Raw genomic sequence first — 17,072 nt, 5'->3', positions numbered from 1 at the left:
CTCAGGGCGTGTACCCCTTGGCGATCTCCGCGATGAACTGGCGCGACTGCTCCACGTTCAGGGCCTGGGCGCGCAGATGCTCGTACATCACGCTGTACTTCTGGACGTCGTTCGCCTTCTCCAGGTACAGGTCGCTCGTCACGCCCTCGATGTAGACGACGCTGGAGTCCGCCGCGTCGGGGAACTCCAGGATCGCGTACTGGCCGTTGAGGCCCGGGTGCGCCCCCATCTCGAAGGGGATCACCTGCACGGTGACGTGCGGGAGCTGCGACTGCTCGACCAGATACTCCAACTGCTCGCGCATCAGGGTCCGGTTGCCGACCACGCGGCGCAGGGCGGCCTCGTCGAGGACCGTCCACAGGCGCAGCGGGTTGTCCGGGGCGGTGATGCGCTCCTGCCGCTTGAGCCGGACCTGCACACGCTTGTCGATGTCGGCGGGCGCGGTCTCGGGCAGCGCCCCGGCGATCAGCGCCTCGGCGTAGGGCCGGGTCTGGAGCAGACCGGGGACGACCTGCGGGTCGTACACGCGCAGGCTCGCCGCGTCGGTCTCCAGACCGATGTAGACGCTGTACGGGATGTCGCCGAAGGAGTGCCACCAGCCCTGCTGGCGGGAGTCCTTGGCCATCTGCATGAGCGAGTCGACGATCCGGTGGTCCTCGACCTCGTAGACCCCGCACAGGTCGCGGACGTCGCGCTGGCTGATGCTGCGGCGGCCGTTCTCCAGGCGGCTGATCTTCGACTGGGAGACCAGCAGTCTCTCGGCGACCTCTTCGGCCGTCATGCCTTTCAGCTCGCGGAGCCGGCGCAGCTCCTGGCCCAGCCGGCGCCGCCGGACGGTGGGATTGACACTTGACGCCACGGGACGTGCACCTCCGGCTGCGGGCCTCTACTTTGCGTATCTGCTGTTGAGCAGATTGCCACCAAGGTGCTTTCTACCGCTGGGAAACAGCGGATATGCGCTGGGTACGCGCACATTCGGGGTTCCGGCCGGTATCGGCGCCCCTGTCCGGCGTCCCCGTCCGGCCCCGGCGGCCAGCCACCGGGCCCGCCGTGGAATGCGGCCGCGCGGGGCGGCGGGACCATGTCGTCGTCCGGACGTACGGTCCTGTCGCCCCGCGCGAGCCAGCGGCTCCCGAACCGGATCATGGGGACTGCGGTTGCGGCGCTGATGTCCTGCGGCGGTGCTGGTGCTGCGTGTGGTGCGGGTACTGCGTGTGGTGCGTGCACTGCCGGTACCGCCGGTACTGCGGATGGTGCCGGCCGTGTCGGTGACACGGGGTCGTGCGGGTGGTGCGAGTTGTGCGTGTGGTGCGTGTGGTGCGGTCCGCCGTGGGACTGCGGCTCAGTGGACCACGGCGCGCGCCATCGACCCGTGACGCGGCTGCATCGGAACACCGCGCGCGGGCTCCGGCGCCGACCTGACGCCGGCGGTGGCCGGACGGCCTGCCGGTGCCGGGCTGCGGCGCGGCTGTGCCGCCACGCCGTTCTGGACGTCCATCACGGCGTGCGCCACGAGTCCGCCCATGGGGTCGTGCCTGATCAGGTCCCGCAGCCGGGAGCGGGACGAACGTCCCTCGTTACCCGGATACAGGTGCTTGCCGAGTCCGACCGCGTGGGCCAGCGCGGCGAGCGCCGCGGTCCGCGGGTCCGGCGGGACGCCGGTGCGGATCGCGTTGTCCAGCCGGGCCTTGATCTCCCGGCTGATTTCCGTGTCCGTCGCCTGATAGCGAGTCGTCGGAAGCACCCCGCACATCTGGCCGGCCACGGCATGCACCATGCCGCACCTCTCCAGATGCGAGAGATAGGTCTGGCGCAGCCCCAGCCGGGGCCCGCCAATCCAGTTGACCGCGCGTACGGGTGCTCCGCGTCGGCGAAGCAGTTCCAACGCACAGTCCAGTGTTGGATCTCCAGTCGGCCGTGGCACCACCACGGCGATACGATCCCCGTCTGGGGCTATCCGTCCGGCCAGCGCCAGCTCCACTAGCTGTGCTCCGGCCAGACCGAGGTCGAGCGACTGCGGCTGTGCGGTGGTACCCGTGGCCGGGTCCAGCGCCAGCAGCAAAAGCTCCTCCGGAATTGTTCTGCGGCTCCTGCCCATCCATGCCTCCCCGCGTGGATGAATGACAGGGTGACCCCTCTCACATTGGTCTGTCGAGGGTGCGTGACCGGAATGTAGTGGAACCGGTAGGTATGTCGTTCTCGTCTACCGCAGGGGTCAATCCCTCACACAGGACACTGGTACATGGTTCGGACAGCGATGTCCGGGCGGCGGGTTAAGGGTTTGACGGTTCGGTTCGGCGCGCGGAGGGCGTGCGTCGCATGGAGGAGGCATCGGTGGCGGGCGAGTCCCCCGACAGGTCGAAGCAGAACGAGTCGCCGGCGGCGTCGGCGCCGTCGGGAGAAGCGACGCCGGTGACCCCGGCGGCGGTTCCGGGTCCGGCGCGGTCGGGCGGTGCGTCGTCGGCGCCGGCGACGGCGCGGGGGGCGGCTCCGGCCGATCCGCGGATGGCGATGGCCCGCGAGCGGGCGGCCACCGTACGGGTGGATCAGGCGACGGCGGTCTTCTCCACGAAGGCGCTGGCGACCGATGCGGCCCGTGCGGACGCTTCGGCCGAGTCCGAGTCCGAGTCCGCATCCGCGTCCGCGTCCACCGTCACGGCGGAGGCCTCGCGTACCGCCGAGGCGGGCGGGGCGGCGGAGGCGGGCCCCGAGGGTGACACCCGGCTGCGGGCCGCCGTCGCCGCGTGGGTCGCCGGGACGGACGATCCGGCGACTTCCTCCGGTTCCGCTGGTTCCTCCGGTTCCGCTGGTTCCTCCGGTTCCGCTGGTTCCGCCGGTTCCTCGGGCGTCTCGGGTTCCTCGGGTGCGGGGGCCGGGTCCGGCTCCGGCGCCGGGTCCGGCTCCGGTGACGCCGACGAGGCCGCCGGCGCGGGTCCCGCGGGCGCCTCCGGGGCGGCTACGCGGGCCGACGAGCCGGAGACCGGCGCCGGGGACCTCGCGGACGCGGAGAGCCCTGAGAGCGCCGACGACGCCTCGGACGCCGGTTCCCGGAAGGGCGCGGGTTCGTCCCTGTCCGCCGGGTCGACCGAGTCCGCCGGGTCGTCCGAGTCCGGCGAGTCCGGTGCGGTGTCGGAGTCGGACGCGGTGACCGACGGCCCGACCGACGCCGTACCCGACGCCGGGCAGCCCGCCGACGCCGAGCCCGACACCGCCGAGGCGCCGGAGGCCGCCGGCGACGACGAGACGCCCGGTGCGGAGGCCGCGGATGTCCCCGCTTCCGCCGCCGAGCCCTCGGACCGCGAGCCCTCCGACGCCGCCCCCGCGTCCGCCGACGCCGAAGCCGAGCCGGAGGACGCCAAGCCCGCGTCCGAGAAGCCCGCCCCCGAGGACGCCCCCGGCACCGGCACCCCCGGCACCGCCCCCGGCGCCACCCACGACGGGGACACCGCCCCCCAGCCCCCCGTGGACGCCGCCCCCAAGGACGAGCCCCCCGTCGACCAGCCGACCGCCGTCTTCAAGGCGCCGCGGCCGGCCGTGGACCAGCCCACCACCATGCTCAAGCTGGGCGACACCGCCCGGCGCCCCGCCGGCAAGAAGGCCACGGACGGCACCGCCCCCGAGGAGACGTCCGGGAAGACCAGCGAGAAGCCCGGTGCCGCCAGGCCCGCGGACGGAACCCCGGCCAAGTCCCCGGAGGGCCCCGCCGCCAAGCCCCCCGCCGGTGACCCCGAGCGCACCAGCCGGTTCGTCGCGCTCAAGTCGCTCGACGAGGCCGCCGCCCCGGCGCGCCCCACTCCGCCCGCCGCCCCGGCCCGCGCCGACAAGCCGGCCTCGGCCACCGCCGTCGTCCCGCAGGTCGGTCCCGAGCGCACCACCCAGCAGCCGCTTCCGCCGAAGCCCCCGCTGGACCTGCTCGCCGAGCTGACCAACACCCCGCCGCCCCCGCAGACGCCGGTCCGCACGATCGTGCGGCGGGTCAAGATCTGGACCCCGCTGGTCCTGCTGCTCGCCGTGATCTTTGCGGTCGCACAGGCCTTCCGTCCGCTGCCGACGCCGGATCTGGACCTCGCTGCCGACGAGACGTACACCTTCCAGGGCGGCACCCTCGACCTGCCCTGGCCGGGTCAGGGCCAGTCCGCGATCGAGGTCGACGGAGTCGGCAGCCTCGGCACCGACGGCAAGCAGACCCCCGCTCCCGTCGCCTCCGTCGCCAAGATCATGACGGCGTACGTGATCCTCAAGGAGCACCCGCTCAAGGGCAACGAGGACGGCGAGAAGATCACCGTCGACCAGCAGGCCGAGGACGAGTCGAAGCTGCCCGACGAGTCGACGGCGGCGATGTCGAAGGGCCAGCAGTTCACCGAGCGCCAGATGCTCCAGATGCTGATGATCCCCTCCGGCAACAACGTGGCGCGGCTGCTGGCCCGCTGGGACTCCGACAACAAGAGCTTCGTCGCCAAGATGAACGCCGCGGCCAAGGACCTCGGCATGACGAACTCGACGTACACGGACCCGAGCGGGCTCCAGAAGACCACGGTCAGCACGGCCGTCGACCAGATCAAGCTGGCCCGCAAGGTCATGCAGAACGACGTGTTCCGCAGCGTCGTCGGGATGGCCAAGGCGGACATCCCCGGCCTGGACCACACGATCTACAACAACAACGACCTGCTGGTGCAGCAGGTCGGCGTGATCGGTCTGAAGACCGGCTCCTCCACGCCGGCCGGCGGCAACCTGGTGTGGGCCGCCACGAAGAACGTCGACGGCAAGACGCGGACGATCTACGGGGCCGTGATGAACCAGAACGCCGGCACCGGCAAGGTCTGGGACAGCCTCCACCTGGCGCTGGCCAACAGCCAGAAGCTGATCGACAAGGTCCAGAAGAGCCTGACCACCGCCACCGTCGTGAAGAAGGGCCAGGTCGTCGGCTACGTGGACGACCAGCTCGGCGGCCGGACCCCGGTCGTCGCCACCCGGAACATGACGGCGGTCGGCTGGCCCGGTTTCAAGGCCCACCTGTCGCTCGGCGCGGACGACGCAGGCGTCCCGCACACCGGCAAGGCCGGCACGGTCGTCGGCCGGCTCACGGTCGGCGACGGATCGAGCCGCGCGGTGCGGATCCCGGTCGCCCTCAAGTCGGACCTGGCCGAGCCCGGCCTCGGCGCGAAGCTGACCCGCGTCGGCTGAGCGGAGACGGGTATCCGACGTCGTAGCCGGGCACGCATCGGTGACGTACGCCGGGGAGCGGCACCCGCACCGCACTCCGCCGGACGGCGCCCCACCCGGGCGCTGTGCGGCGGAGTGCGTGCTAGCGTCGCGACAATCGGGGCTGCTCGCGAGCCGCGGGTCCCGGCCCAGAACGGACAACGGGACACGGGGAGAACCTTGCAGTGGCGACAGCGGAGCCGACCCACGCCGACGACGCCGATCCGGGCCCTGGCACGGACCCGCGAATACCGCTGCGCGACCCCACCCCCGACCCGCTAGCCGCCCCCGCCGACCACGCGGACACCGGCCCGGGCGGCCGTACGGAGACCGGCCCCGCCGACCGCAGGGTCACCGGTTCCGCCGGCCGCACGGACACCGGCACCTCCGGCCGTACGGACACCGGCCCGGGTGAGCGGACGGCCAGCCCGGGTGAGCGGACGGCCGGCCCCGGTGAGCGGACGGCCGGTCCCAGTGAGCGGGCGGCCGGCCCGGGTGACCGGGGGACGGAACCGTCCGGCACCGCCAGGCCGAACCTCTTCCGCCAGCACCCCGTCCTCCTCACCACCGTCCTCGCCGGTGTGCTGCACGTCGTGTGGTTCTTCACGTTCGCGAACAGCGGCGGCGACCTGGCCGCGCAGGACGCGTGGGCGGAGTTCGTCGGCCGGCACCCCGACTCGGCGTACAACCTCGCCTGGTACGGCGGGATGCACCCGGTCTCGTACAGCGTGGTGTCGCCGTACCTGATGTCCGTGCTCGGCGTCCGGACGACGATGATGATCGCCGGGACGCTCTCGGCCGGGCTGCTGACGATGATCCTCATCCGCAGCCGCGCCGTCCAAAACCCGACGGCCCCGGCGCTCGCCGGTGTCTTCGCGCTGCTCTGCAACGCCGCCTCGGGCCGGGTGACGTACGGCCTCGGCACGGTGTTCGCGCTCGCCGCGGTCGCCGTCGTCTTCTGCTGGCCCCACCGCTGGCGCTACAAGCGCTGGGCCAAGGCACTGTGCGCGGCGCCGCTCGCCGCCCTCGCGACGGCCGCCTCACCGGTGGCCGGACTCTTCGTCGGCCTGATCGCCGTCGCCCTCTTCCTCCAGAAGCGCCGCCCCGGCGCCTACGCCCTCGGTATCGCGCCGGCGGTCGTCGTCGCCGTGTCGGCGTGGCTGTTCCCCTTCTCGGGCACCCAGCCGATGGCCGTCGGGTCGGTGCTCCTGCCGTTCCTGTACGCGGTCCTCGTCTTCCTGCTGGTCCCCAAGGAGTGGACGACGGTACGGATCACGGCGGCCGTCTCCGGTCTCGCGGTGCTCGGCGTCTGGGTGATCAGCTCGCAGATCGGGTCGAACATCACCCGTCTGTCGATGCTCTTCGGCGGGGTCGCGCTGATCGCCGCGCTGCCGTTCGCCGTCCCGAAGTCCCGCAAGTGGTACGCCATCGTCATCGCGTTCGTCGGCTTCAACGTGTGGATCGGCGTCAAGTCGGTGGACGACGTGGTGCACACCACCCCGGCCGCCTCCTGGGCGCGCGAGCTGGCCCCGCTGGTCAACCAGCTCCAGGTGGTGAACGCCGAGAAGGGCCGCGTCGAGGTGGTCCCGGCCCGCTCGCACCGCGAGGCCTCCGCCCTCGCCCCCTACGTGAACCTGGCCCGCGGCTGGAACCGCCAGGCCGACATGGAGCGCAACCCCCTCTTCTACGACGACACGCTCAACTCGGCGAACTACCACGAGTGGCTCCAGCGCTGGGCCGTCCACTACGTCGTGCTGCCCAAGGGCGAACCGGACGGCGACGGCGGCGAGCGCGAACGCCAGCTCGTGCAGCGCGGCATGCCCTATCTGCGCCAGGTGTGGGGCGACGCCAACTGGCAGCTCTTCGCCGTCACCGACCCGGCCCCGCTCGCCGAGCCGAACGCCGTGGTCGACCGGGCCGAGCAGGGCGAGCTGACCATCGAGGTGAAGAAGGCGGGCCGCGTCCTCATCCGCATCCCGTACTCGCCGTGGCTGAGCATCGTCGACGCCGACGGCAAGAGCCTGAAGCCGCCGCAGGAGACGCGGGCCTCCAAGGAGCGCGCGGAGGGCACCGCGAAGACGTACGACAACCTCAACGGCTGCCTGACGCCGACGGAGGAGACCGCGGCGGGCGACAAGTGGACGGAGCTGCTGGCCCCGAAGCCCGGCACCTACCGGCTCGCGGCGCCCTACCAGCTCCCCCGGGGCACCCCGTGCCCGGAGGAGCTGCGCTAGACCGGCCTGCCGGGCGCCGCCGCCTCGCGCCTGGCCCTGCCCCGCGACCCGCCACATGATCCAAACGACACGCCCTAGTTCTGCTCGAACGGGCCGCAGTACGTCAGGCCCGCCTCCTCCAGCGGCTCGTCGCGGAAGAAGCGGACGAGCAGGTCGCAGAAGTCCTGCGGGCGCTGGAGGTGGGCGAGGTGCCCGCACTCCGCGAGCGTGGTGAAGCGCGAGCCCGGCAGGTCCGCCGCCACCGCGCGGACCATGTCGGGCGTGGTGAGCGTGTCGTGCTCGCCGGTGAACGCGAGATACGGCACCGCCGGCAGCGGCGCCCGCCGGTACCACTCGTGGGCCAGCAGACGCCGGTTGCGCTCCACCGTCACCGCCACGTCCCGCGGGGTCTGCGCCGCGAACTGCTGGTACATCAGCCGGGCCAGCGCCGCGTGCTTGCGTACGGTGAGGTCGCCCGGCGGCGGTACGAAGCAGCGGACGAACTCCTCCGCCGTCTCCTCGACGCGCCCCTCCTCCAGCATCCGCACCCACCCCACGAGCGCCTTCGCGAACCACTCCGGCACGTGGTCCGACATGCCCTGCACGGCCATCCGGCGCAGATGCTCCGGGTGCCGCTGGGCGAGCCGGAGACCGACCGCGCCGCCGTAGCAGCCCGCGTACAGGTTCACCGGGCCGAGCCCCAGCTCGCACAGCATGTGGTGGGCGCACTCGGCGAGGAAGTCGATGCCGTGCTCGGCGGGCAGGAAGTCCGCGTCCCCGAAGCCGGGCAGGTCCACGGTGACGACGGTGCCCAGCTCGCCGAGCCACCGCTCGTGACGCACCCACGAGTACCGCGTCTGGTCCGAGCCGCCGAGCACGAGCAGCGGCTCCGCGACGGGGGCGCGCCGCCGGACGACCCGGGCGGTGTACGCGTACCCCTCCCAGGAGAGCCGGCGCTCCTCGACTTCCGTGGACGCCCCGCCTCCGGGTGCCTGGGAGGGGACGTGGACCGTGGAGGCGACAGAAGGCACAAGGAACTCCCGGGAGGGACGAGATCACCGAAACTCCCACTGGTACACGCTCCCCGTGCGGAGCGCCCCCTCCGTCACACGAAGTGGGGACCCACCTTCACCCGAAGGTGGGCGCGCCGCACCGCCCCGGCTACGGAGCCGTGCCGCGACGCCCCGGCTACGGAGCCCTGCCGCATGGCCCTGGCCAATTGCTGCCCTGTCGTGTCCTGTGCTGCCCTGCCCTGTTCTGTCCTGTCCAGGTCACCGCACCGGGAACGCCACGTCGCACACCGGGTCCTCGGGTGCGGCGGCGTCCCAGTCGGTGAAGTAGATCTCCCGGCAGGGGCCGTCGATGGTCAGGCCCTGCCCGGCGGCCCAGTGCTCGACGGCCTCGAAGGCGGCGAGGATCTGCGGGTGCGCGACCTGGGCCTTGGTGATCCGCGTGTAGGCGACGCGTCGCGCGGGCTCCACCCGGACCCGTACCCCGGTGCCCCGGCCGCGCTCCGCCGCCCAGGCCCGCGCGGCGGACTCGTCGGCCACGGGGACGCAGGCCTCGGCGGGCCCGTCGCTCTCCTCGCCGACCTCGGCGTGGTAGACGACGAAGGGCGCCCCCACCACCCCGCCGGCCGTGCCGGCTCCCTCCTCGAGCCGGCCCAGCGAGGCGGGGATCCACACCGGCAGCTCGGCCGCGAGGACGTGCCGGCTCTCGCTCAGCACGACCTGCTCGGGCAGCTCGGCGGTCTCGACCGTGAACTTCTCGTACATCTCGGAACTCCTCCCGGAAAGACGTCCACGGAGGTAGCCGGCGAGCACCCGCTGCGAGGCGAACCGTGCCTCGGCGCCGTCCCAGTAGGCGGCGAGCAGCTCGGCCGCCTCGGGCGCGGGCGCTTCCACCACGTCCGCGATGCGCGCCAGCGGCATGTCGAGCTGGCGCAGCAGCGCGACGAGCCGGGCGCGTTCGGTCTGCCCGGCGCGGTAGTAGCGGTAGCCGCTGACCTCGTCGACGTGGGCGGGGCGCAACAGTCCCAGCCGGTCGTAGAGGCGCAGCGCCTTGGCCGACAGCCGCGCCCGCGAGGCGAACGCGCCGATGGTGAGCAGGTCCTTGTCCACCCGGTCATCCTCCGTCACCGGGCGAGGGCCGCCCGGTGACGAGGACGCTGCCCCTTGCCCCAGGGGCAAGGTCAACGGAAGGGAGACGGAAGAGGGGAAGAGGGAGGGGGTGGGGAAGGGAACGGTAGGGGGAGGGTCAGCCGATCGCCTTCTCGATCGCGGAGACCAGCTCCGCGGACTCGGGCTCGGTCTGCGGGGAGAAGCGGCCGACGACCGAGCCGTCCCGGCCGATGAGGAACTTCTCGAAGTTCCAGCGGATGTCGCCGGTGTGCCCCTCGGCGTCGGCGGCGCCCACCAGACGCTCGTACAGGTCGTGCCGGCCCTCGCCGTTCACCTCGACCTTCTCGGTCAGGGGGAAGGTCACGCCGTAGGTGGCGGAGCAGAACTCGGCGATCTCCTCGGAGCTGCCGGGCTCCTGGCCCATGAACTGGTTGCAGGGCACGCCGAGGACGGTGAAGCCCTGGGCGGCGTACCGCTCGTGGAGCTGCTCCAGACCGGCGTACTGCGGGGTCAGCCCGCACTTGGAGGCGACGTTCACGATGAGGACGGCCTTGCCCGCGTACTGGGACAGATCGGCGGAACCCCCCTGGAGGGCACCGATCTCGGTGTCGAGCACGGAGGCGGAGTGGTCAGTAGTCATGAGCGGATGCTAACTCCGCCGGGTGACACTCCGTCGGCCCCGCCCTCCCGGCCCGCGCGCTGGGCCGTGACGAGCACCTCGCCGGCCGCCGTCCGCGAGTACAGCACCGACCGGCCCGCCCGCCCGCGCCGTACGAGCCGTGCGTCCAGCAGTACCCGCAGATGCCGTCCCACCGACCCGAGCGCCTGTCCGGTCACGGCGACGAGCTGGCTGGTCGAGAGGGGGGAGTCGAGGAGGACGAGGACCTGGGCGCGGGCGCCGCCGAGCAGGGCGCCGAGGCTCTCCGGGACGGCCGTGGCCCGTACGTCGGCCAGCGCGCCCGCGCACGGGTAGACCATGGCGTAGCGGCGCCCGTCCTCCCAGGACACCCACCAGGCCCGCGGCGTGACCGGTACGAAGACGAGCTGGGCCCCGGAGATCTCGCGCGGCGGGTACGCGTGCAGGTTCACCTGGAGGCGGTTGCCGCCGAGCCAGCGGGTCCCCGGCCGCAGCCCGTCCAGCGCCGCCGCCCAGCCGCCCTGGGTCAACTGCGCGGTCCGCGCGACCACATCGGCCTCCAGGACGCGCCGCCGCCGCTCCCAGTCGGGCCGTACCGCCTCCTCCCAGAGGGCGGTGAGCAGCGTGGCGGCCCGCTCCGGGAGATCGTCGCGGTCCGCGAGGGCGGCGGGCAGCCGGCCGGCCGTGGAGCGTACGAGGTGGGCGCGCGCGTCCGTGAGCGACGCCTCCCGCACGCGGGCGACCTCGGTCTCGAAGCTCTCGTCCCCGTACGGCGCCGGGGTGAGGAAGTCGGCGGTCCACCCCCGCCCGAGCCCCGAGCGCACCAGCAGCGCGGTCACGGGATCGGCGGCCAGCCGGGCGCGGTACGCGGGCAAGTGGGCGTCCAGCCAGGCCTGTTCACCGGGGTGCGCGGCGACGCCCGCGTGCAGCAGCTTCAGACAGGCGAACGTCTCGGCGAGCGGCGAGAGCACGAAGCGGCTGCCGGCGAGGGTGTCGGCGTTGACCTGCCACCAGCCCATACGGCCTCCGGCCTCCTTTCCGGGCTTCGCCCGAGGGGGTGCTTGCAGTGAACTCTCCCGGAAGGCTTCGGAGGGCCCTCCGTCGGCGCCCGCCGGATGCCGGTGACGTTTCGCGGGTGCGCGAAACAGTACCGGGCCTTTCGCCCGCGCCGGAGACTCCCCGCATGCGCAGCTACTCCCAGCTCTTCCGCACGCGGGAGTTCACCCCGCTGTTCCTGTCCGCCTGCCTGAGGACCGCCGCCTCGACGGTGAGCGGCCTCGCCCTCGGCACCCTGGTGTACCGGGCGACCCAGTCCCCGTTGCTCACCGCGCTCAGCATGTTCGGGCCGTCGCTGGCCCAGGTGGTCGGCGCGACCACCATGCTGTCGGCCGCCGACCGGCTGCCGCCCCGGGCCACCGTCACCGGCATCGCCCTCCTCTTCGCGCTCGGCACGGCGGCCATGGCCATCCCCGGCCTCCCGGTCTGGACCGTCTTCGCCCTGCTCCTGACCCTCGGCCTGATCCAGTCCTGCGGCGGCGGAGTCCAGTGGGGCCTGCTGAACGAGATCCTCGCCAAGGAGGGCTACCTGCTGGGGCGTTCGGTCTTCAACATGATGAACGGCCTCGCGCAGATCACCGGATACGCGGCCGGCGGCGTCCTGGTGGCCCTGCTCTCCCCGCGCCTCACGCTCCTGCTGGCGGCCGGACTCTATCTGGCCTCCGCCCTGGCCGCCCGCCTCGGCCTGACCCGCCGGGCGCCCCGCGCCACCGGCCGCCCCTCGATCGCCCGCACCTGGCACACGAACGCCCGCCTCTTCTCCTCACCGGAACGCCGCACCCTCTATCTCCTCCTCTGGGTGCCGAACGGCCTGGTCGTCGGCTGCGAGTCGCTGTACGTGTCGTACGCGCCCAGCCGGGCCGGTGTGCTGTTCGCGTTCGCCGCGTTCGGGATGTTCCTCGGGGACGTGACGACCGGCCGCCTGCTGCCACCCCGGGTCCGGGCCCGGCTGGGCATCCCGTTCCTGCTGCTCCTCGCGAGCCCGTACCTGCTGTTCGCGCTCCACCCGGGAGTCGGGGTGGCCGTCGCCTGCGTCACCCTCGCCTCGGCCGGCTTCGGGTCGAGCCTGATCCAGCAGGAACGACTGGTCGCCCTGATCCCCGACGACCTCAGCGGCCACGCCCTCGGACTGCACTCGGCGGGCATGCTCACCATGCAGGGCGTGAGCGCGGCCCTCGCCGGAGGCGTCGCCCAACTCACCTCGCCCGCAACGGCGATGACCGTCATGGCGGCGGCCTCGATCACGGTGACTCTGACCCTGGCACCGTCACTCCGCCGGAACCGGGACAGGGGCGGGGAGAGGGGCCCGCGCCGGAGTGTGGGCCGGAGTCGGGGTGTGGGCCGGAGCCGGAGCGTGGGCCGGAGCCGGGGTGTGGGCCGGCTCCGGAACAGGCCGGTCACGCCGGACCGCCAACACGGGGAGCCCTCCACCCCAACCCCGAGCCGCTCGCAGGTGAACTCCCCCTGAATCCAACGTATTCGGCGGACCGGGGTCACAACCGCCCACCCCCTCCCGCGGTCGAACGGGGTGCCCGGACACGCGTATCCGAACGCGAGCGATCCGGGACCTCACGAGGGAGAAGCATGTTCCGTCGTCCCACCGCACCCCCGCCCAGGGCGCTCGCGCTCGCCGCCGCGACCGTCGCCGTGTCCGCGGCGGTCGCTGTCCCCGCGGCGGTCGCCGTCCCCACCGCCGCCGCCGCGACGGCGAAGGGCGCGACCGCCGTCTCCACCGGCCAGAAGCTCTACTACACGGCCGCCGCCGGGCAGACGAACCACCTCAAGATCGACTGGAAGCTCGGCCCGACCGACCCGGACTCCCAACTGGCCGACTACATCTACACGTTCGATGACACCGTGACGATCACCCCCGGCGCCGGCTGCGTCCGCCCGGACGCGAAGGACACCACCAAGGCCGTCTGCACGGTCACCGAACCCAACACCTCGGCGTCCGACCTCGACACCCTGATCGTCGACCTCGGCGACCGCGACGACACCGCCACCGTCGACCCCGACAACAGCGGCTACTCCCGTATCCACGGCGGCCCCGGCAACGACACCCTCACCGGCCACGGCAGCGACGTCCTCTACGGGGACGACGGCGACGACCACCTGTCCGGGGGCGGCGGTGTCTACAGCGAGGGCGCGTTCGGCGGCCCCGGCGCCGACACCCTCTCCGCCTGCGGCTACACCTGCCACGGCGGCCCGGGCGACGACTTCCTCATCGGCGGCCTCAGCGAGGCCGACCAGGACTACACCGACTACGGCAACGCCCTCTACGGCGACGACGGCGACGACATCATCTACGGCAACGAGGGCGACGACCTCATCGAGGGCGGCCGGGGCGACGACCGCCTCTTCGGCGGCCCCGGCGCCGACACCCTCTACGGCAACTCCGGCAACGACCTCCTGCACGGCGGCCCGGGCAAGGACCGCCTGTCGGGCGGACCGGGGGTGAACCGGGTCTACCAGGACTGACCACCAGGGGCTCACCACCAAGGCTGACCATGAGGACCGAGGCCCCCTGGAAGACTCCCCGGCGGCGGGGTTCACGCGCGGGGGCAACGGTCCGGGCCGGCCATGGACTCCTTGTCTGTGAAGGAGGTGCTCATGAGGGACGGCAGGCAGGCCCGGGACGCGGAGTTCCAGAGGTTCATGACGGGGCACTGGCCCCCGCGGGACGACACGGACCTGGCCGGCGACCAGACCGACGCCGGGGACCTGATGGCCCGGGCCGACGACCGCGGCGCCCTGCTCGCCGCGCTGGCCGAACTGCCGCCCCGGCAACGGGAGGCCGAGACCCGGACGGCGCACGCGATGGGCTGCTCGGTCGGCACGGTCAAGAGCAGCGCGGCCAAGGGGATAGCCAAGCTGCGCGCCCTGCCGCGGCTCAATGACGTCGTGACGTCGTGACGTCGTGACGCAGACGGGGCGGATGTGATGAGCACGCACGGAGAGAACGACACCATGGCACCGAGGGACGTCAGCCCTCTTCTCACCGGCATCGCGGAGGAGTTCGAGGTCGGGGCGGCCCTGGTTCAGGCGGTCATGCGGGCCGGCGGCAGGCGCCGCGCCCGGCGCCGTACCGTGACGGCGGTCGCCGCGCTGGTGCTCGCGGGTTCGACGGGGGCGCCGGCGCTGACCGTCCTGCCCGGCGCCGGCGACGACGCCCGGCCCGCCACACCGGGTCCGGCGCCCGGCCGCCAGGTGGACGAGCCGCAGATCTCGCACGTGGGCTTCGGCAGGTACGACGGCGCCCAGTGGGGCGTGAACGTGCAGGTGTGGCCCGCCCCCCTCAACCAGGCGGAAGCCCCAAGGCAGTTGAAGGCCATGCGGAGCTGGGGGGTCTCCCCGGTGACGACGGGCGGGGCGTCCGACCTGGTGGGCAGGACGAGTTACTTCGTCCTGCGCGGATACGGGAACGGCGGCAAGCATCTGGTGGCCTTCGGCAGGCCCCGCAAACGGCAGGCCCCGGGCGCACAGCGCACCCGGGGCCGACGTGGAGGTGAGCCAACTACCGCATCTACAGCCCTACTTGTTGGTGGTCGCCACCGACGCGAGGTCCGGCCGGGGTGCCACCGCGGCGGACCTTCCCGGAGCGGCCGGGCCGGTCTCGGCGGACGGAGCGGCCGGGCCGGTCACGCGGCCCGTGCTGCCGCCGGCCGGCGCGGAGAGCGCCGACTTCTGGGGCGCGGGGTCGAGCCCCTTGTAGTACGGGTAGTACGTCACGAGCGAGCTGCCCGCGCTGATGGCCGAGCCCGCCGCCGTCAGCTCGGCCGACGAGATCGACGACGTCCCGCCGAACGCGAAGACCACGCCCACCCCCGCCGCCTGCTGGCGCAGATAGTTGGCGTCGGTGTCCGTCAGCTTCGTGGCGTCGGACCACAGGATGGGCCCGTACTGGAGCATGCCCGAACTCGCGGTGACCCCGCCGCGCCAGCTGTCCGTCGAGGCCAGGCCCACCTGGGACGGCGCCGCCCACCAGAACCGGGCGAGTTCGACCGAGGTGCCGTCGTGCCCGCTGCCGCTGACGGGGTAGTACGTGTACGTGCCGGGCCACTTGGAGAAGGAGGTGTGCGTGAGCGCGTACCGGGCCGAGGCGCCGACGGGGACGACCATCGTCTTGTCGGGGTTGAGCGAGTTCAGGTACGACTTCACCGACGAGGACAGCGAGTTGCCGTCGTTGAGGACGACCGTCCCCTTGCCGCCGTAGCCGAGCGCCCCGGCGGCGGCGGAGGCCGCGATCGCGGAGTGGTAGTCCGTGCCGGTGGCGAGGAAGACGTATTCGGGCTTGCTGGTGACGGCCTTGGCGACGGCCACGGACGTCGAGTAACGCGAGGTGCCCGAAAGCCGCTTGGGGGTGAAGCCGAGCGAACCGACCTTGGCGGACACCGCGCTGGAGAGCACGCTCGTGCCGCCGATCAGGTAGACCGTGGCGCCGGGCTTGAGCGTCCGCTTCAACTCCGCCTGCGCGGCGGACGACAGCGAGGACTTCGCGGTGACCAGCACCGGGCCCTGCTTCTGGCCGCCGAGCGACTGCGCGGTGAGCGCGTACGACGGGCTGTCCTGGTTGATCAGGACGGCGGCCTTGGCGTTCAGCAGACCCTTGCTGCTCTGGCCGAGGGTGTTCCAACTCCAGCGGGAGGCCGCGAGGTTGGTGCCCGCGGAGTCGGCGCCCCAGACCCGGCCGACGCTCTGGCCGCGCAGCGGCTGCCAGGCGAGGTCGAGGGTGGCCGCGGAGTGGCCCGGCATGGGCAGCGTGGAGACCGAGTCGTCGGCCAGGTCCAGGACGCGGGTCGACGCGGAGTTGTCGGTACCGGTGTTGAACACGATCTTCGAGCCGGACGGCGCCCACTCCGGAGCGGTGGCGTGCGCCCCGGTGGTGAGCCGCCGCTCTCCCGTGCCGTCGACGTTGATCACGAACAGCTCGCCGACCGAGTCCACCGTGCGCACGAAGGCGACACGGGTGCCGTCGGGCGACATCGCCGGGTGCGAGCCGCTGTCCGCGAGCTTGGTGAAGCCCTGGGTGCCGGCGTCGTACAGCCACACCGCCGAGCCGGTCGGGCTCCCACAGGTGTCGCCCGTACGGACGAAGGCGATGAGCGAGTTGGCGGCGCCGCTCGGCTGCCGGTCGCAGCCGTCCTCGGCCGTGGAGAACAGCGGCTGGGCGTAGCGCGAGCCGTCGGTCTCGGCCCAGCGGAGCCGGCCGCTCGCCGAGTAGACGACGATGCTGCCGCCGGCGACGAACGTGGGATCGCTCGCGCTGCCCACGGAACTGCTCTTCTCCGGGATCTTCACCAGCGTCGAACCGGTGTACCGGCGCGTCTCGACCCGCCCGCCGCGCACGTACGCGACCCGGCTGCCGTCGGGCGACCACGCGGGCTGCGAGGCCTGCGTGGCGATGGTGGTGTAGGTACCGCTGCCCGGCTTCACGAACCGCAGGCTGTGATCGGCGCCGTCACGGAACGCCAGCACACCGTCCTTGGCGTCCCACTTCACCGGCCCGGTCGCCACGGCGTCCGGAGCGCCGGCCATCCCGGCCGCCACGGCCACCGCGGTACCCAGCGCCGCGAGCACGCGACGTCTGTGAATCTTCATGAGCCCCCACAAGAGTGATCAAAGTTCTGCCGTTCGTCTCCCCGACGCGAAACGGAAAGGTCACGTTCCTTGACGGCAGCTGGATCACCGTAACGGTGCGGGGCCCTTAGGGGAACAGGATTCCTGGGGCGAACGTGGCGGATACATTCGGATACCTCTCTGTCTGCGCCGGACCGCTCCTCGGCTCTGTGGAACCGATCGGTCGGAACGGAGGCCCGGCCCCTTCTCCGTCCGACCTGGCCCTCG

At 72.7% G+C, this 17,072-nt stretch carries 12 protein-coding genes; 5 read left to right on the top strand and 7 right to left on the bottom strand.

Annotated features, from left to right (window positions below):
- Position 1 precedes the first annotated feature (1 nt).
- Positions 2-859 (bottom strand): helix-turn-helix transcriptional regulator, encoded by an 858-nt coding sequence (locus AB0912_RS13665; RefSeq protein ID WP_366699029.1) that lies wholly within the window; start codon positions 857-859, stop codon positions 2-4.
- 483 nt (positions 860-1,342) lie between these two features.
- On the bottom strand, positions 1,343-2,098 hold the full coding sequence (locus tag AB0912_RS13660) for a GPP34 family phosphoprotein (protein WP_366699027.1): 756 nt from the start codon (positions 2,096-2,098) through the stop codon (positions 1,343-1,345).
- A 407-nt stretch (positions 2,099-2,505) separates the two neighbouring features.
- Here AB0912_RS13660 and AB0912_RS13655 point away from each other — a divergent pair, with 407 nt between their 5' ends.
- Positions 2,506-5,184, top strand: a complete 2,679-nt coding sequence (locus tag AB0912_RS13655; RefSeq protein ID WP_366699025.1) for a D-alanyl-D-alanine carboxypeptidase — start codon at positions 2,506-2,508, stop codon at positions 5,182-5,184.
- A gap of 203 nt (positions 5,185-5,387) precedes the next feature.
- Positions 5,388-7,436 (top strand): MFS transporter, encoded by a 2,049-nt coding sequence (locus AB0912_RS13650; RefSeq protein WP_366699023.1) that lies wholly within the window; start codon positions 5,388-5,390, stop codon positions 7,434-7,436.
- A gap of 74 nt (positions 7,437-7,510) precedes the next feature.
- Here the strand turns inward: AB0912_RS13650 and AB0912_RS13645 are convergent, their stop codons facing one another.
- The 4 genes from AB0912_RS13645 to AB0912_RS13630 all read right to left on the bottom strand — a co-directional run bounded on the left by AB0912_RS13645 (position 7,511) and on the right by AB0912_RS13630 (position 11,191).
- Positions 7,511-8,446, bottom strand: coding sequence for an alpha/beta fold hydrolase (locus AB0912_RS13645; protein WP_366699021.1), 936 nt, complete (start codon positions 8,444-8,446; stop codon positions 7,511-7,513).
- A gap of 240 nt (positions 8,447-8,686) precedes the next feature.
- A complete protein-coding gene (locus tag AB0912_RS13640; RefSeq protein WP_366699019.1) occupies positions 8,687-9,553 on the bottom strand; it encodes a MerR family transcriptional regulator in 867 nt (288 codons plus the stop codon).
- 118 nt (positions 9,554-9,671) lie between these two features.
- The gene (locus AB0912_RS13635; protein WP_366699017.1) at positions 9,672-10,175 is read right to left on the bottom strand and encodes a glutathione peroxidase; all 504 of its coding nucleotides are present in this window, start codon (positions 10,173-10,175) and stop codon (positions 9,672-9,674) included.
- Positions 10,172-11,191: a winged helix-turn-helix domain-containing protein gene (locus AB0912_RS13630; protein WP_366699015.1), complete on the bottom strand. Its 1,020-nt coding sequence runs from the start codon at positions 11,189-11,191 to the stop codon at positions 10,172-10,174. Before AB0912_RS13630 ends, AB0912_RS13635 begins: the two co-directional genes overlap by 4 nt.
- A gap of 164 nt (positions 11,192-11,355) precedes the next feature.
- Here AB0912_RS13630 and AB0912_RS13625 point away from each other — a divergent pair, with 164 nt between their 5' ends.
- The 3 genes from AB0912_RS13625 (at position 11,356) to AB0912_RS13615 (ending at position 14,141) form a co-directional block, all read left to right on the top strand.
- Positions 11,356-12,696: an MFS transporter gene (locus AB0912_RS13625; RefSeq protein WP_366699013.1), complete on the top strand. Its 1,341-nt coding sequence runs from the start codon at positions 11,356-11,358 to the stop codon at positions 12,694-12,696.
- Between the two features lie 116 nt (positions 12,697-12,812).
- Positions 12,813-13,706, top strand: coding sequence for a calcium-binding protein (locus AB0912_RS13620; RefSeq protein ID WP_366699011.1), 894 nt, complete (start codon positions 12,813-12,815; stop codon positions 13,704-13,706).
- Between the two features lie 132 nt (positions 13,707-13,838).
- A complete protein-coding gene (locus AB0912_RS13615; RefSeq protein ID WP_366699009.1) occupies positions 13,839-14,141 on the top strand; it encodes a hypothetical protein in 303 nt (100 codons plus the stop codon).
- A 618-nt stretch (positions 14,142-14,759) separates the two neighbouring features.
- Here the strand turns inward: AB0912_RS13615 and AB0912_RS13610 are convergent.
- A complete protein-coding gene (locus AB0912_RS13610; protein ID WP_366699007.1) occupies positions 14,760-16,826 on the bottom strand; it encodes a cell wall-binding repeat-containing protein in 2,067 nt (688 codons plus the stop codon).
- Positions 16,827-17,072: the final 246 nt, after the last annotated feature.

It is taken from the genome of Streptomyces sp. NPDC007084 (genome assembly GCF_040703595.1).
Lineage (GTDB): Bacteria > Actinomycetota > Actinomycetes > Streptomycetales > Streptomycetaceae > Streptomyces.
This window is presented reverse-complemented; position numbering and strand designations above follow the sequence as displayed.

Excerpts from the sequence above, each read along its gene's own strand:
- AB0912_RS13615 (WP_366699009.1), top strand. The coding sequence starts at position 13,839 with ATGAGGGACGGCAGGCAGGCCCGGGACGCGGAGTTCCAGAGGTTCATG.
- AB0912_RS13625 (WP_366699013.1), top strand. The coding sequence starts at position 11,356 with ATGCGCAGCTACTCCCAGCTCTTCCGCACGCGGGAGTTCACCCCGCTG.
- AB0912_RS13635 (WP_366699017.1), bottom strand. The coding sequence starts at position 10,175 with ATGACTACTGACCACTCCGCCTCCGTGCTCGACACCGAGATCGGTGCC.
- AB0912_RS13655 (WP_366699025.1), top strand. The coding sequence starts at position 2,506 with ATGGCGATGGCCCGCGAGCGGGCGGCCACCGTACGGGTGGATCAGGCG.
- AB0912_RS13610 (WP_366699007.1), bottom strand. The coding sequence starts at position 16,826 with ATGAAGATTCACAGACGTCGCGTGCTCGCGGCGCTGGGTACCGCGGTG.
- AB0912_RS13660 (WP_366699027.1), bottom strand. The coding sequence starts at position 2,098 with ATGGGCAGGAGCCGCAGAACAATTCCGGAGGAGCTTTTGCTGCTGGCG.
- AB0912_RS13620 (WP_366699011.1), top strand. The coding sequence starts at position 12,813 with ATGTTCCGTCGTCCCACCGCACCCCCGCCCAGGGCGCTCGCGCTCGCC.
- AB0912_RS13630 (WP_366699015.1), bottom strand. The coding sequence starts at position 11,191 with ATGGGCTGGTGGCAGGTCAACGCCGACACCCTCGCCGGCAGCCGCTTC.